This is a genomic window from Faecalispora jeddahensis, assembly GCF_000577335.1.
Taxonomy (GTDB): domain Bacteria; phylum Bacillota; class Clostridia; order Oscillospirales; family Acutalibacteraceae; genus Faecalispora; species Faecalispora jeddahensis.
Window position 1 is genome coordinate 1 of the sequence record NZ_CBYL010000057.1, and the last position, 15,200, is coordinate 15,200.

Annotated in this window: 22 protein-coding genes; 2 read left to right on the plus strand and 20 right to left on the minus strand. The window is 50.8% G+C overall.

Annotated features, from left to right (window positions below):
- The 6 genes from TY09_RS15720 to TY09_RS15745 form a co-directional block, all read right to left on the minus strand.
- Window positions 1–418: baseplate J/gp47 family protein (locus TY09_RS15720; protein ID WP_187119625.1), on the minus strand; the 418-nt coding region annotated here is incomplete at its 3' end.
- Window positions 411–800, minus strand: a complete 390-nt coding sequence (locus tag TY09_RS15725) for a DUF2634 domain-containing protein (RefSeq protein ID WP_042436327.1) — start codon at window positions 798–800, stop codon at window positions 411–413. The genes TY09_RS15720 and TY09_RS15725, both read right to left, overlap by 8 nt.
- A complete protein-coding gene (locus tag TY09_RS15730) occupies window positions 800–1,036 on the minus strand; it encodes a hypothetical protein (RefSeq protein ID WP_042436329.1) in 237 nt (78 codons plus the stop codon). The genes TY09_RS15725 and TY09_RS15730 overlap by 1 nt, the downstream gene beginning before the upstream one ends.
- Window positions 1,037–1,040: 4 nt before the next feature.
- Entirely contained in the window at window positions 1,041–1,979 is a 939-nt protein-coding gene (locus TY09_RS15735; protein WP_042436331.1) for an XkdQ/YqbQ family protein, read from the minus strand.
- A gap of 16 nt (window positions 1,980–1,995) precedes the next feature.
- Window positions 1,996–2,847 carry a hypothetical protein gene (locus TY09_RS15740; RefSeq protein ID WP_042436333.1) on the minus strand — a complete coding sequence of 284 codons (852 nt, stop codon included), beginning with the start codon at window positions 2,845–2,847 and terminating at the stop codon, window positions 1,996–1,998.
- Window positions 2,847–4,313: a hypothetical protein gene (locus TY09_RS15745; RefSeq protein ID WP_052335726.1), complete on the minus strand. Its 1,467-nt coding sequence runs from the start codon at window positions 4,311–4,313 to the stop codon at window positions 2,847–2,849. Before TY09_RS15745 ends, TY09_RS15740 begins: the two co-directional genes overlap by 1 nt.
- A 70-nt stretch (window positions 4,314–4,383) precedes the next feature.
- On the opposite strand from TY09_RS15745, the gene TY09_RS18440 reads away from it, so the two are divergent.
- On the plus strand, window positions 4,384–4,560 hold the full coding sequence (locus TY09_RS18440) for a hypothetical protein (RefSeq protein ID WP_157037058.1): 177 nt from the start codon (window positions 4,384–4,386) through the stop codon (window positions 4,558–4,560).
- Between the two features lie 36 nt (window positions 4,561–4,596).
- Entirely contained in the window at window positions 4,597–5,154 is a 558-nt protein-coding gene (locus TY09_RS15750) for a hypothetical protein (RefSeq protein WP_042436337.1), read from the plus strand.
- Between the two features lie 164 nt (window positions 5,155–5,318).
- Here TY09_RS15750 and TY09_RS15755 read toward each other — a convergent pair whose 3' ends face one another.
- The 14 genes from TY09_RS15755 to TY09_RS15815 form a co-directional block, all read right to left on the minus strand.
- Window positions 5,319–5,708, minus strand: coding sequence for a phage XkdN-like protein (locus TY09_RS15755; RefSeq protein WP_042436339.1), 390 nt, complete (start codon window positions 5,706–5,708; stop codon window positions 5,319–5,321).
- Window positions 5,709–5,720: 12 nt separating this feature from the next.
- On the minus strand, window positions 5,721–6,161 hold the full coding sequence (locus TY09_RS15760; protein ID WP_042436341.1) for a phage tail tube protein: 441 nt from the start codon (window positions 6,159–6,161) through the stop codon (window positions 5,721–5,723).
- Between the two features lie 13 nt (window positions 6,162–6,174).
- On the minus strand, window positions 6,175–7,440 hold the full coding sequence (locus TY09_RS15765) for a phage tail sheath subtilisin-like domain-containing protein (protein WP_042436343.1): 1,266 nt from the start codon (window positions 7,438–7,440) through the stop codon (window positions 6,175–6,177).
- Window positions 7,437–7,937 carry a phage tail terminator family protein gene (locus tag TY09_RS15770; protein WP_042436345.1) on the minus strand — a complete coding sequence of 167 codons (501 nt, stop codon included), beginning with the start codon at window positions 7,935–7,937 and terminating at the stop codon, window positions 7,437–7,439. Before TY09_RS15770 ends, TY09_RS15765 begins: the two co-directional genes overlap by 4 nt.
- Window positions 7,937–8,398 (minus strand): HK97 gp10 family phage protein, encoded by a 462-nt coding sequence (locus tag TY09_RS17770; RefSeq protein ID WP_052335728.1) that lies wholly within the window; start codon window positions 8,396–8,398, stop codon window positions 7,937–7,939. Before TY09_RS17770 ends, TY09_RS15770 begins: the two co-directional genes overlap by 1 nt.
- Complete coding sequence (locus tag TY09_RS15780; protein WP_042436347.1) at window positions 8,395–8,751, minus strand: hypothetical protein; 357 nt, start codon at window positions 8,749–8,751, stop codon at window positions 8,395–8,397. The genes TY09_RS17770 and TY09_RS15780 overlap by 4 nt, the downstream gene beginning before the upstream one ends.
- 9 nt (window positions 8,752–8,760) lie before the next feature.
- Window positions 8,761–9,138, minus strand: a complete 378-nt coding sequence (locus TY09_RS15785; RefSeq protein ID WP_042436349.1) for a hypothetical protein — start codon at window positions 9,136–9,138, stop codon at window positions 8,761–8,763.
- Window positions 9,119–9,412, minus strand: a complete 294-nt coding sequence (locus TY09_RS15790) for a hypothetical protein (RefSeq protein WP_042436351.1) — start codon at window positions 9,410–9,412, stop codon at window positions 9,119–9,121. Before TY09_RS15790 ends, TY09_RS15785 begins: the two co-directional genes overlap by 20 nt.
- Window positions 9,413–9,425: 13 nt before the next feature.
- Window positions 9,426–10,406: a major capsid protein gene (locus tag TY09_RS15795; RefSeq protein WP_042436353.1), complete on the minus strand. Its 981-nt coding sequence runs from the start codon at window positions 10,404–10,406 to the stop codon at window positions 9,426–9,428.
- A 3-nt stretch (window positions 10,407–10,409) separates the two neighbouring features.
- A complete protein-coding gene (locus tag TY09_RS15800; protein WP_042436356.1) occupies window positions 10,410–10,964 on the minus strand; it encodes a phage scaffolding protein in 555 nt (184 codons plus the stop codon).
- 235 nt (window positions 10,965–11,199) lie between these two features.
- Window positions 11,200–11,382 (minus strand): hypothetical protein, encoded by a 183-nt coding sequence (locus TY09_RS18445; protein ID WP_147584719.1) that lies wholly within the window; start codon window positions 11,380–11,382, stop codon window positions 11,200–11,202.
- On the minus strand, window positions 11,379–12,425 hold the full coding sequence (locus TY09_RS15805) for a minor capsid protein (protein WP_052335729.1): 1,047 nt from the start codon (window positions 12,423–12,425) through the stop codon (window positions 11,379–11,381). The genes TY09_RS18445 and TY09_RS15805 overlap by 4 nt, the downstream gene beginning before the upstream one ends.
- A complete protein-coding gene (locus TY09_RS15810) occupies window positions 12,425–13,912 on the minus strand; it encodes a phage portal protein (RefSeq protein ID WP_042436358.1) in 1,488 nt (495 codons plus the stop codon). Before TY09_RS15810 ends, TY09_RS15805 begins: the two co-directional genes overlap by 1 nt.
- Window positions 13,913–13,916: 4 nt before the next feature.
- A complete protein-coding gene (locus tag TY09_RS15815) occupies window positions 13,917–15,128 on the minus strand; it encodes a PBSX family phage terminase large subunit (RefSeq protein WP_052335731.1) in 1,212 nt (403 codons plus the stop codon).
- Between the last annotated feature and the right edge of the window lie 72 nt (window positions 15,129–15,200).

Genomic DNA, 15,200 nt, shown 5'->3' on the forward strand with positions numbered 1-15,200 from the left:
TTGCCCCGCCGTAGGCGTTGCCTTGTATGCCTGTCTGATCACAGACTGCTCTATACTGGCCGGTATCAATCTTTTCGGTGATTGCAAAGGATACATCCTCCGCCCTAAATTTACTGCCGATCGGCACATCAAAAGGCGCGCCGGCGCTGTCAAAGGTATTGATCTGCCGCACGGCCTGCGTAGCCTGCTCCCGGTCAATTCCGAAATCTGATGTAACTCGATCAAGCCATTCCTCTTCGGCCGTGTCTGCAAAAAGCAAATCAGTCATGTAAGCCAGCATATAAGACTGCTGGGCCAGCGCGAACGCCACCGGCGCCAGCGTGTGATAAATCACGCTGCCCTCTCGCTTGTCGATGCTGTCCGGCACCTGGCCAAGCATCTGCTGCAGGATCGCTTCATACTCATAAGCTTCAGCCAAGCTCAACACCCCTTTCCTCGAAGATATCTCCGAAAATGGTATTGACCGTGAAGCTCACAATCGCAGCCTCACGGTCAAAAGATATTTCAAAGTCAGATATTCCCGTAATCCGGTCATCCTCACTGAGCGCTTCTTCAATTCGGCGCTGAATATCCGCTCTGACAAAGGACCGATCTTTTCCGATCAGGTCGGCGAGCTCTACACCGTAATCAAACGAAAAGATATCGTAATAAAAGCGTTCAGTGGAAAGCATCAGATCAACTGCTTGGGCCACTGCTTCGCGACCGTCAATCATGCCCTGCAGATGGTTTCCAGACAATTTCCACGTTTTCGACGGATGAAAGCTATCTGTATCGGCGCCATATGTTTTAAGTACGCTCATCACAACACCCCTATCACTGCGTAGCGCTGGCCACCGTGCTTTTGAATCAGACTGACCCTTGCGCCGATTGTCACGGTAAGGCCCTGCGGCACGTCGATCATATCCAAAGGAATCGGTAGCGGTTTGTTATCCACTTTTACGCTGTTGCCGCCCCAAGTGCCATAAACCAGATCGCAAAGGGTCTCGTTTTGCAGGTATTCTCGTACGATATTTTTAATGGCCGTATTTAAGTCCATATCATCACCACACAAATTTCAATTCGAGGCTCATGGTGTGCTTGGTGTGACCGAAATTGTGCGTCACGCTATCCACCACGGCCCAAAGATCAAGTCCAGCCTCCGCGATCTTCACGCGGATGCCGCTGCCACCCATGACGCGCGCATCACCCATGCAATCCATTTTCAAAGTCTGCGTTTCCCGGTTTTTCAGCTGCAAGAGCTGATTCGCACGCGCGGCGAGTTGAGATTCATTCAGATCGGCGCTTACCTTATCGTACAGCATCAGCTTACCCCATGTTTTAATGGTGCTGTTGTCCTGCGCAAGGTAGACGTTGCGCACACCCTTGTCTTGGTCGTCCTTAGCTACCTTAATGTAATTGTAGGTGTCCTCATCGATGGAACGCTCATAGTCGAAATCCGTGCCGAGGGAGCCATCGCCGAGGATCAGCGGCAGCCGTAGGTCAACGATATCCCGCAGGTCGAGAGCTCCGAAATCATCTCGCAGTGCATACCAGTAACCGTTGGCCGTCAGATTGTCTTTGATCGACTGATAGAGCATATCCAGGTGAGTCTTGTTGTCGAATAAGTATTTTGAGAGCTTTACAACTGTGTTATCGACTTGTCCTATTCTGATGCGTTCACCCACGGACGACGCGACGATGTTCAAAAACTCCGTAAGGGTGCAGATCGGACGCATAATAGAATTGCTGGCCTTAAAATACCGCAACTGGTCATAACAGGTGCAGCTGTATTTCTTGCGGTCTTGCTTTGTGGTAAAGAGAAAGCCGTAAAATATGTTCGTGCTGCCGTAAGTAAAAATAACCGTGCTGCCATTTGCAAACATACCAGCCTTTGAAGAAGGGTAGCTGAATGTCAGCTGCCCGGCCCCGTTATTCCAGGCAGATTTATATTTGACATCCAGTGCGATGTCGTTTATGTCTGTACTGCCGATCAGGAGCATGAGATCACCTGCTTAATCAACTGATTCCGCCTTTGTAATTGCGAGCGCGTTTGCCCTCTTCTGCTGCCCACTTTTTAAAAGCGTTGCCGATCGCAGAAAAAGTGTTTTTAACCCACGTTCCACTATTTTCTGTCGGCTTTTTTTGAGGGGACAAATAAGAATTGCTGTAAGCATGCTTATCTTTTATTGTTGCTGGATTCGTCACCGGTTCCCCCGTCTTTGCATCGGAAACCCCGCCCCAAGCTGTTTTTTTCGCTACATACTTGCCCGTTTTAGTATCAAGAACGTTAAGCACGCCTCCGATCACCATTGACTGTGGGCCTTGAAACACCGGTGCCTTACTTCCGGAATCGGAAGTTCCCCCGCTTTTTTTATCATTCTGTGTTTTGCTGTACGGAGTCGTTTTACTATTAAAAACAACGGTTTTCGGTACGGCAGGAGCCTTACCCGGCCGCTTGATATACGGTACGTCAGTTGTTTTCACGCCGGCCGCCTTATACTCGGTTACCCGGATTGTCACATCATAGGTGCCCGGATATTTTTCCTTTTTGCTGTACCCGGTTAAATAACCGGACATCGATTCACTTCGATTGTCCGAAACAAAAATGAAGCGGCTGGGGTCTTTGGTAGCGAGTAGCACGTCGAACGCCGTAAACACTTTGCTGGCCGCTGACCAATTAGGCAAATTGTCTGTGTTCTTTTCGGTCATTTCGCACTCGATCGTCCATGTATGCAGCTTTGGGGATTCCGGAACCGGGAAATTTCCCTGCCCAATGCCATCATAGGCTGTAATCTCCCGGTCTTTCCCGTCATCAACATTTTGCACTCCATAGATGATTATGCCGCCAAGATTTATATAATAGGTCATCAGTACACCCCCGCAGCTTGCATCTGCTGATTTTGGTATACCATATCTCCCAGCGCGTTATTGACTTCCTCGACATCTACCGTCTTGCTGACGTGCTGGTTCTGAATCGTCACTTGTGGCACAACCTGCGTCATGTTAAACATGGCCATGGCCTTTTGTGCAGCCAGATCAAACTGATAGCGCAGGGATTCTTTTTCGATCTCTACCTCTCCCTTAACGCTGATCGGGGATTTGTTGGTAATTTCGGTCGGTATCGCGGTACTAAGGTTTGATTTAGGAGCAGTACTCAGGGCACTTTTATAGGTCGCTGCGCTCTTAGCGAGATCATCGGCCTGCTTGCTGAGTGCGCCGTTTTGCTTGTTCAGCGACGCCGCCAGTCCAATGGTGGCGGCGGCTCCTGCGATAATAGCCGCTGCAGCAATCCATTGGCCTGATACAAGGCTTATTGTCGCGCCGGTAGCAAGTGCAAACGTTCGCGCCAGCCCCATCGCAGTATTAAATATAACAAGCGCAGATGCTACGCCGCCAATAATCGGAATAAGCGTTGCGCCGTTTTCAGCCACCCACGAAAGTCCGTTCCCCAACATTACCATGCCATTCCCCATCAAATTAAAGAAGGGCGCAAATTTCCCGGAATCCATATCCGCATTCAGCTGTTGAAACATAAGCGAAAGGTTTTGCACCACCGGGCTGGATTCGTCACCGAGCGCAGAAGTAATGCTATCCCCAAATTTCGTGGCCTGCGTCTGCAAAGAGGTAAAATTCTTATCAACTACCGCTTGCGTAGCACCGAATTTATTGAATGTCGCGTCCAAATAATCCAGTGTTCCGGTCATGTTTCTGGAATTGACAAGATTCCTGATCTTTTCACCAGACAGCCCGGAAATGTTAAATCTTTCCTTCGCACTGGTCGTGTCCCCCGAAAGCAGCTCTTTCATTGCAAATACTGCACCAGATGTCCCTTGTGTGGGGTCACGGGAATACAGACGTTCTGTCAACTGGTAAGCTCTTGTCAGCTGGTTAATATCCTGCGTAAAAGGCAGAAAGGACTTTGTCGCTTCAGCAATACCCATGGAACCCAATACAGACTTTTGTTGCCCGTACAGTTTGGTATAGTCATACAGCGCTGAGCCTGCCTGATCACTGTTTAACAGGCTCTGAAAGGTGTTAAGCTGCACCTGCTTTTCCGCGCCGGTTTTAATGGCAGAAAACATCACGTCGAGAGCCTTTTTTCCGAGGTATGCCGCTGTTACAAGTCCAGTAATTCGCTTGGTAATAATATTAATTCCGTCAGCTGCGGGCGCAGCAGCGTTTCTTATCCCTGATATATCCTGTTGAAACTGCTTTGTTGCTTTTTGCGCTGCCTGCTGCTGCTTTTCATAGTCATCAGAGCTTTTCAAAATCTTGTTCATTGTCGTTGTATACTGGTCAGTCAGTCTAAATATAGATTCAAGCGTGTTTGCCAAAAAAATCACCGCTTTTCTATTGGATTTTTCCGCTTATTATGGTAATATGTGGTAAAAAGGAGGGACGGCAATGATAAAAATCAAACGCTTTCAAGCAGGGTTGCTCAGGTCCAACCCGCAAAAAAGGATGGAGAAATTTATTGAGGAGAATAATATTACAAGGGATCAGATTGTGAGTATTACGACAGATAACACTACTTTGAGCGGTATTTCCGTTCCAGCCGTAACATTGACATACGATGAATAGGGTAAAATAGCACCATGCTGTAAGGGGAAATTAAAAATGGCAAAATGTAAGAGATGCGGGAAATTCGGTTTATTTATGTCGGTGAATAAAATCGGATTGTGTCCACGGTGCCAAAATGAATATAATGTATACATCGCTCGCGAAGCAGAAATATTCGGCGATAGCTCAAAAATAGTCACGGAAACGGATAATCTGAGCACAAGGCTTTCAAGATGCGACTTAGCCTTACAAAAATTATTCATGATGAAAAACTTTGGGAACGAGGACTACGATCTTTTTTGGGAGATCACAAAATCCAGCCGAATTGATGAAATGATAGACCTTTACGCGGGTATGGCCGACGATCTCCGAGAAATGTACAGCGGAATCGAAAGTCTTATCTTTGATTTAATTCGGGAGCGCGGTTCTGTTCCTAAAAAACTGATAGTAGATACCATCCAAAATGCTCAGCAAGAAGCTGGTAGAGATTTGCCTTTTGACGTTGATAAGTCTGTAGTCAGCATTTTAAAAGACTTGGAATTCGATCAAAAATTGCGAAAAGAAAAAATCAAAAACCGTTATGAATATTTTCTTAACGATGCGGCGGCAGGTTAACCCCTGCCGCTATTTCTTTTTCATTTCATCACTGACGATCGAGTCGCTCGCCACAATCAGTGCGCGCTCGTGCACTGGCAGCGCCATAAACTCATGCGGCAAAATGTTATGATTTTGCAGGGCAAGGTGAGCCCAAAAATAAAACCCATCCCCGCCCTGCCTGATCAGTTTTTTGCTTCTTTTACCTTTTCTTCAAAATCTACTGTCACGTCTGCATGCTCGTTGTAGATACCGATAAGCGCGGCGACTTCATCCCCGGTGAAGATTGCTTTCAGAGCGTCCACCGGGGCCAAGATTCTGTGCCCCTCGCGCTCGGACAGCGCATCCAGCAAATCGGCGCTGCGCAGGTTCGGTGTAACCAGGCTCGCGGCGACTGCCGGGTACAGCGCCTCAACGCCTTTTAATCCCTTAGTCTGTACCTCCGCAGAAATCTGCGCCATTTCGTCCGCGCCCAATACGCGCATTTCAAATTCTGCATCACCGAAAGAACCAAGCTTAAACTTGGCGTTGGGTTTGCGCTCCGGGTGTAAAAACTGCATTAAAGTCTTATCCATGAAATATCCCCCTTATGCCAGGTCGAAATCGTTGAAAGTGAACGACGTGTCAATTGTCTGCGCGTTATCGCTGCCGTCATCCAGCGCTCCAAAGCCCACGTTTGCGAGAATCACGCCAGACAGCGTGACACTGATACGATCAAGTTTGGAGCTTTTGGAATCAGAATAAAACTGTAAGGAAATATCCGGTGCTTCTCCACCATTTTTGTAGTCCCGCGCCGCCCGGATCAGAGCGGGTGTGGTGTGGTAATACGTCATATCGCCGCTGCCCTTGAGCCCACGCTGTGCGGCCTGCTCCATCGGGTCATTCAAAAAGCGTCTGTTTTCCACAACGGCTTCTAATTTGGCGGTGATTTTAGAAATCTTAAACGCCGGAACAATAGAACCGTTCAATCGAATAAATGCCTCTCCGTCATGTCCGGAGAACACGTCCTGCAATCTTGTTTTTGCCATGGCTTATCCCTCCTTACAGCGCTGTCACGGTGACATAGATTTTGTCTACCGTGTCCGCTACTAAAATACCGGCACTCACGTTCACAGCATCGCGTTCCGTACCGGCCGTCACGGTAATATCGTCCGCAGAAAAATCTTCAATGTACCCAAGCGCAAGATAATTCTGCGAGGTCATTTCAAACACCATCGCCTTAATCTGCGCACGGCCCTCGGTACTATTGCGGATTTTACCAACGCAGCGAGTATCAAGCAGCTTTTGCACGTCGCCCTGATATTTCAGCAGCGTGCGCATCACCAGGCCCTTGCCGAAATCCTTGGGCGCTTCATCGGTGTAAGTCGTCAGGCTGTCAATATCGTACAGCACCGCAGGAGAGCCATACAGCGACACAAACAGCACTTCTCCATCTTGCGTTTTGCTGATCTGCTGCTCGCGGGTCAGCTTCGGTGTGACGTCTGTCCAGCCGGTAATGCCGCGGTGATAGGTCAGGCTGCTTTCTACCCCTGCCTGGGCGATAAGTCCGGCCAGCGTAGCGCAAGCTTCCGCGGGCGTCAGCTCATAGTCCGCGGTCACGCCGCCGGTGGAGCTGCACACATAAATATTTTCATAGTCAGGGTGAATCCCTGTCACAACGCCCTGCACATACCGCTTGCTGGCGTTCTGCTCCCGCACAAAGGCAACAACTTCCGTCGCGCGCGCCGCATCTGTGCTGCAGATCACGTTGTATTCGTGCTTTTCCAGTTCTGCGAAAAAGCCGGTATAATCGGCCTCTGCCGTGCCGTTTGTGCCGCCCGTCAATTTGACGGTACCTGCGGCAAGAGTGCCCTCGCCTGACAGCGATACATATGCCGGCGTAAAATCTGCCACCGTGGCAATCAGCTGCGAATCAACCTGCTGCGTGCCGAGGTAAGTCTTAACCAGCCATTTCCCGTCAGCGGCAGCCACAGTAACGGTCAAATCGTTTCCGCGCGAGCCAGGAAATACCGCCTCTGCTGTTACGTTTTCCGTTATGGCGCCGGTCGCTTTCACACCCGCCGTATTAAGTCGATACAGAATCAGCCGCTCTGCGCCATTCATGACTTCGCGCACCAGTTTCAGTGCAACGTCAGAATTTTTATAGCCCAGCGAATACAGGGTGCTGTCGCCCTTATTGATAACCGTAACCTTATCACCCCAGTCAAGGGGCAGGGCCATGGCCACAACGCCGGTAACGCTCAGCTCGGCATCGCGATCCCCCGCTTTGAGTTCAACGGTCGTGCCGGGCAGGATACTTGTAATCAAATTTTATCAGCTCCTTGCTGTGTAATATTTTGGTCTGCTTGCACAATGATCGGATCTTCTGGTACGTCTGTTTCCCAAACGCTCACAGCGCCGGTCACATGGGCCAGCCCGTCCGTAATATCCGAGTCTTTGGAAAAGCAGCGGAACGCGCCGATGTCACTTTCCAGCCGGTCGAGGTTCTGCTGGATTGTAAAAATGGCATTTTGCAGTTCGCGGCGGTCAAGGCTGTCGATAGGCACATACGTGATTTCCAACCCGAATTCGTACTCTGATGTGGGCACAAGCCGCTTTTGGTTGGTCATGGAGTAGTAGTCCACAAACAGTGCCGGAGCGTGTACGGCCTGCCGCTGGGATCCAATGTAGGTTTCAGCGGTAGGAAATAAAGCGGCGGTAAACTGTGCGGCAGCCAGCAGTAGATGATCGGATATGGTGAGCGTTCCTGCGTCGATACTGTCCGCAAGCGATTGCGGGATAGTGATATTTTCGAGCAGCTCCATCACCAGCCCCCTTTCTGCTTTACGCGGGCAATTTCCTGCCGGAACAAGCTTTCGCTCTGCCGTCGGGCGGCGTCTATGCCCTGTTCAAGCATCCGCTCGCCTTTTACATAGCCGACAGTCGCGCCGTCTTTTCCTACGACTCGGTGACCATTATTCACATAAATTCCATACTCGGTGTTGTTTGTGTAGCCAGATTGCCAATCTCGCCCCAGCTTAAACGCTTTGGTTTTCTTCCAGCCGCGCCGCAGAGTGCCGCCGATCGGTGCACCTTTGACCCTTCGCAGCCGTTTCCCACCCTTGGAATCCGTATAAATCTGATAACCGCCAACTGGCGTGTTTTTCTTTGTGACATTCAGCCCTACGTTTGCCATACCATCCACAACCCGGCGGGCGCTCTCGTCAAGGTCGGCCCCCAGCTTTTCGAGTGCGGCCCGAAACTGCTTGTAATCCTGCGTAATCATGTGATTTTCACCGCCTCGAGCCGCACAGAATTGCTGAATGTGCCGTTAAACGGTTCTCCCACTGCCCCGGTAAAGGTCTGGCCCTTGTGGGATATGATCAGGGTATCCCCGGGCTGGAGCTGCACCTCGGTGTCCACAAAAACAGTAAACACCGCAGCGGTAGTCGCCACGGTGTCAGACTGTTCGAGCGCAGGTTTTGAGGCTTGGGATAGGTGGCAGGTGATTCCAGAGTAAATCTCCACGTCCTTTTTGACATTGCCGATCTTTTGCTTGCGGGTCACGATAGCCGTATCGCTCCATTGGGCCTGTACAGCCGCCCTGCCCGCCGCAATTACGTTCGCAGGTAAATTCATTGCGTCACCTCAAAACAGCCGTCGGAAGCGATTCAGGGTATTGGCGTAGCGTACCGTAGATACTGCGCTTGTAAGTGCTCCGACGCCGCCGGAAGAGCCATATTCGATAGACGTGTCGCCCTCTTTTATCGACTTGATTGTCATATCACCGGTAGAGCTGTTAAATTCGCCGTCAGCCTGCAGGCCCCAAGCGATTTCCGCCCAAGCGTAAAAAAGACCATCGGGAAAGTTTTTGATGTTTAGCGGCAAGCGGCAGTATGTCAAAATATCGGTTTTAGCCTGATCGATATAGGATAGGTATTTATCCCGCCCAGTGGTGGCCTGCTCCGCAGTGATATAGCCACGGAGCACCCACAGGTCTAAAACATCATTCGCCGTCTTTGGCATCAGGCTCACCTGCACTTTGAGCAGCGGCTTTCTTCGCAGCGGCAGCGGCTTTCTTCTGCTCTTTCTCGGCAGTAGCTACCGACGCTTTCACTTCCTCTTCCGTCGGTTTGGGCGGTTCCTTTTCAGGTTCTGGCTCTTTTTCAACTTCTAACCCTTTACGAGCGAAACGCTCCGCAAGGTAGTCGCTGTCTGTCTGCCCCTCGCCCTCTTTAAATGTGACCGAAAGGTACTCACCTGTAAAGGGATTATCATCAGGAAATCTAATGGTGTACATTTTCAGCCCCCCCTTACTGGACTTTAATCTTGCGGAACACGCCCGCTTTGCGGCTGTTTTTCAGCACAACAGCGGCGACCATTTCCACCTCTACCTTTTTGACTGCGCCGGGCTGTCTCATATCTGGCAGATAGGTATTGATGATTTTACCGCCGGCAGGCGATACGCCATGGAACCCATCAAGGCCAAAAGAGGCGGCATACAAATCTGTCAGGCCGGTGGGCGGAGTCTCACCTGTGCCGCTGTAAATCGGCACTGTAGGCACAGAAGCGGAACCATTCCAGTAATATCCAAGGTCAACCAGCGGAATGCCATTGTACCCGGTCACCTTGCGCCCAAACGCATCCTCGGACTGTGTCAAATACCCAGCGCGCCGGGCGGCAGAACGAATCTTTGTCATGAGCTTGGAGTTACCCATCAGCATACCGGGGTTACCGTCAAACTCGGAAAGGAATTCGTCGAGCATATCCAGCAACGTTTTATAATTGCTATCCAGTGCCGCAGACGTGGAAATATCTATGGGCGTTGCGGTGTTGTACTCGGTGGAAGAGCCGGTGAGCATCACGTCCAGGCCATCGAAAGAATCCTCTTCCTGCGTTGCGTCACCGTTGATAGTGGTGTAATGGAACAGGTTTGTAGCACCTTTCACTTTTTCCTTGAGCTGGAAATCCATCTCATTAACCGCGCCGCTGGTGCTCTGGATCACACGATCGAGCTGCGCGGAGCCGCCAAAGATTTTCAGGTCTGCGGTCGCTTTCTGGCGCTTGGCTTCCTGCGGGGCGTACTCGGTATTCAGCGCGCGAAACCCGGCGGTTGCGGGGGTCAACAGCTTCACATAACCGTATGTCATAGTAGAACCACCTGTTCCGGGGGAAACGGAATCATCAAACGTCAGAGTATCCAGCAGCAAAGAATTTCGGCGGAACTCGTCAATAATCTGCTGATCCACCTTGTCGGCCATACCGACTTTTGCTTCAGCTAATGTAATAGGCATAAATTATTCTCCTTTGTATTTTTCTTGTAATGCGCCCAACAAACTGTTGGGCTCTGCGGGTTTGGGCGGGGCGCCGTCAGCGGGCGGGGGCGGATTTTGAGTCTTATCCTCACCAAACAGATAGGCGGCGTCCTTTTTCAAGGATTCAAGCTGCTCGTTCAGACCAAGGACATTCTCACCGTCCAGACTGATTTTGGATTCGTCCAGCAGAGCGCGCACCGCTTTGGTATTTTTGGCCTTGGCAGTAATCAGAGCAGTTTCCACCTTGCTGTCCAGTTGCAGCTTTTTCACCTGCGCGTCATACTCTGCTTTTGCGGTCTTGTTGGCCACCTGCAACTCTGTGATCTGGGCCTGCAACGCTTCATTGTCCCCGGACGATTTTTTCAGCGTTTCCAGCTGCTTATCGCGGTCGCTAATCTGCTTCTGCAGGTCTGCAATGGTGGTCTGGGCTGTGGTACTGGCTGTTTTCAGCTCGTTGATGTCCTTACCGTTTTCAGCCATGATTTTTTCTATCGCTTCGTCGGCAAGGCCGAGCTCTTTTAAAAATTCACGTTTCATAAAAAATCCTCCTGCAGCTACGCTTTTTACGAGGTTGCGGCCCTCGCGCTGCTCTGCCGATCACGCCCGCAGACGGCGATTTTAAACATAAAAACAAAGCCTTTTACCGTCGTACTCAGGACGTGCGCTTAACCCTGCGCCGGGAGATATGGGGATCACCGCCTTTCATTCTTCCTCGGCTTCGATAATCAGCACAAAATCTTCGGATAATGTAAAGGTTGCGGATAGCATTGCATCACCCCTCATTATAGTGGCATCTTCCATCATAAAAAGCACCGCATTCCTCACCGATGCACGGTAGCCGTACATGACTTTCGATCAATTTATGAGAGTGGAAAACATTCAGGTTGTTTTCGTCGTACTCATATACGTTCTGGTTCACCTGCTTGATGCTAAAATTATAAGGACATTGCTTCATATCCCGTTTTGCTCCCTCCACTCTCCGTAATCTTTTGCTGTGGTGCGTACGCTTTTGCCAGTTACCGGATCGCGCGCCATGCGGGTCGCCTGAAATTCAGGTATATACGGCGCTGTAGTAGATCGGCAATTAATGTGCAGCGGAGGAAAGTTTACACCCTCTACGGCTTCGCTGATAGGATAATGCTTTCCGTCATGGCCCCGGCATTCCTCCGTCGTGCTGGTGTCCAGCGTGGCGATAAACTCGTATTCGTCAAGCTTGTCCTCTTGATATGCGGCAAGGTCAGCCTGCCCGTTGGCGTGTGCCGACTCATTGTACAGCAAGCGGTAGGCTTCGTACTTTTTGCCCGTGCCGGTTACCTTGCCGTCAGCATCGACCCGCACGGCTCCAATAGCCTTTTGCAGCTCCTCGGCAAAATACTGCGGGGGCTTGCCAGTTACAAACATCTGGTTCAGTGTAGAGCGGATGCGGAACCCGGTATCAATATCCTGTCGCCACAGGTGCTGTGAAATGTCCGCGCCGTAAATCGGCTGGGCGATTACGCGCTTAATAGCCGCGGCAGATGGCTTGGAAAACTCGAACTGAAAGCCAGTGTATTGCTCAATATCAAACAAGCGATGATAATACTGTTCAGTGTAAACTGATTCTGCCACACCCTCAATCTGGCGGCGCTGCTCCTGATACAGTGTTTGAAGGATGGCGTCGCATTGCGTTTCCAGAGCCTGGAGACGGGTAATTCTGGCTTTGGTAGATAGGTTTGCCACCTGCAAATCAAATGTGCCTATGGACGCTCTGGCAAGGCGTTCATACTCTTTGAGGTTGCCGCGAAAATCCCGCAGCTCTGCGAGTGATAAAACTTTCTGCGCCTCTGCCAACGTGATCTTGTTGTCCTTGGCGTACCGCACATAAAAGCGTTCGATCTGGTCGATCAGGTCGCGCTTGGCAGATTCAAAGGATTTTACCAGCTCCGGGATTGCCCCGTTTGCGGCTGATTCCATGCGTCCGATGCTGTCGGCGGCGCGGGTCTCCCAGTATGAGGGCATTAGGTTTCACCGCCCCCATCATTCGCATTCGGCTGCTGCTCCTCGGCCTGCTTTTTCTCCTGCTGGGCCAGCAAATCTAGCGTATTCTGCTCTTTTCGCTGCTGCTCTTTTTCAATCTTCTTCCGTTCACCCTGCCAGTCATCAATGAGCGGGTGCAGTTTGGTTTTGGTTTCGTCGCTCATGACCGTATCGGGCGTACTGGCAATGATACTGGATATGGATTCGGCGTTCTGCGGCTTGGTGCGTTTCCAGGTCTGGGTAAACTGTGTGGATTCGTCGACTCCCAGATAATGCAGCACGGCCCGAAGGAATTCGTCAATGGAATCCCGAAATTCTGTTTCCATCAGCCCGGCCTTGAGTTCGAGCAGATTGAACAGGTGCTCCATAAACTCGCCTGACTGGTTGCCTACCTTTTCCGGGTTGGGGTTGACCGCCATCGCCGCTGGCCAGAATTCTTCGTTGAGAATATCACGCAGAGCAGATCGGGCTTCGTACGGGATATCCCCGCGGACCGTATCCACACCGCCGTTTTCATCGACCGCGACCCACTTCTTTGCTTTTAGCATCTGGAGCAAGTCGACCGGCTTTTGAATTTCGTTACCTTCTGCGTCAACGTCGGTTTCAGAGCGTTCACCGCCATAATTCTTGATAACCCATATAATTTCCTGCAGGTCGTCCACGTCGTTGCAGAAGCCGGATACCAGTTTATCCGTAGCGTCGATGATGTCCTTGTACATGGGCAGATCGCCGACGGCGTGGGCATTGTTTTGGAACTCTATAAACGGAATCCGACCGTAATCATGCGGCTGAATGTTGTACCCGCCCTGCGGCAAGGTTTCAAACTCAATCTGCGGTTTCGGCCGCTGGGCTGTCACTGCGGGCCGTATCAGATAAGCGACTTCCTGATCGTCCCATACCTCGTACCGCGTCACAGCATCGCCCGTGTCCGTCAGGTAATCGTACACCCTGACCAGGTATTTCAGCCGCTTTTTGACAGTGCTTCGGTCGTAAATAGGGCGCACGGTCAGCGGATTAATATACCAGTAATCAAACTCTCCCGCCTCGTTCACCCAATAAGCCAACCAAGCTTTGCCGGTGTTGGAAGCGTCGATACCGAGCTGTTTAATAACCTTAGGCCACTGGGTACCGATCGTGTCCTTAACTTTCTGCAAAAGAGGATCAACCTTATCCGTGTCATTGCCTCCGGGCAGATCGAAAGAGGGTGGCACAGAAAACAGATAGCCGGTCTTTTGGTCCACCACAATCTTATGGCGATTCAGGCTGACCCGGTTATCCGCAGACCGAAGTGGATTAGCGCCTTTCTTTTTCAGGTAACCGTTGATCTCATCGATTGCCGCGGCGCCGGTACGCTCAATATCATCCTGATTGCCATAATAATCAAAACCCTGCTGCGCGGAGGCTGCAAAGGTTTTATATTGGCTTTCGGTATTCTCTATCAGTTTCCGTATCGCTTTCAAATCCTGCAAATTATCACCACCCGCCTATTTTCACGCCGCCGCGTTTGACCATCACGGTATTAACAAAGTACCGGATTTCGTCCATAGCGTGGTCGTTTTCTTTGATCGGCTTATCTTCTTGCTTTTTATCATCCCAGCGGTACGAGGAAAACTCCGTGATCGCCCCGGAGCAGTTGCGTGTTACTTTGAGCTGCCCCCGGCTGAACGCTTTTGCAGTTTCCCGTATGCCGTCCACCACCTCATTGTTGGCCTTGATAACCCGGAATCGACCGTGCTTTTTGATCTCTGCGATCATGGATGCAGCAGAAGGATCAATAACGACCGCCTCAACATGCTGTTTTCCCGCAAGCTTTTCCAGCTCGGCGTAATACTCGCTGTCTGTAAGCTGTCGCTGCTCTTCGCGGCCCGAATAGTAATATTCATCATAGCGATACCAAACACCTTTACACAAGCCGTACAGGCCCGCAGAAAACGGGTTAAGAGTGCCATAGTCGATTGATATGTAACGCTTGACGTATTGCCTATTTTCCGGTTCCACAATGCCCTGACCATTTGCGACATCGGCATAGATTAGGCCCTCAGCCACGACCCAGAGCCCGCGGATAAAACGATCGTAAAAGACGCCGACATATTCTTTTTTGAGGTTCTCAACGTATTCTTGATCGAGAAAAGTATTGTCGTCAATCAGAAATTTGAGGATTAACATGTTCAACTCACTGGCACGATCCATGTACTTTGCTTTCAGCCAGTGCATGGGGCTGTCCGGGTTAGTCGTTGCAATCAGCTTCGCCCCGGGGCAAGATAGGCGGGACAGCAGCATCGAGAAAAAGTCCTCGGTGAAAAGTGTCAGCTCATCGCAATAGGCGCCCTGCAGCGTCATGCCGCGAATCTTACTTTCGGCCCGGGCATCGTTTACACCCTCAAGGTAAATCAGCCGGCCAAACAGGCGGCCCTCTTTTTTTGAGAGCGAATAGGTGAAGTGCTTTGTACCAACAAGTTCCTGCAGCAGGTCAAGGCAGTTACGGCGCAAGGAAGTGAGCGTCTTTGCCACCATCAGGTAGTTGCCGTCTTTGGGCATTGTGGCCACCCAGAAGGCCCACATGACAAGAGAAATCCATGTTTTACCGGACCGGACGGAGCCTTCCAGAAGATTGATGCGTCGGAGTTTGTTCTGCTGCCAGAGGCGAAGCAGGGAAAGCTGCTTCGGTGTATAGACCTTATTCATTCGCTTTCAGCCCCTTCAGGAGATTTTCAATCTGACCGGCGTTATCATCACTATCGGCGGGTCTATCCCTCC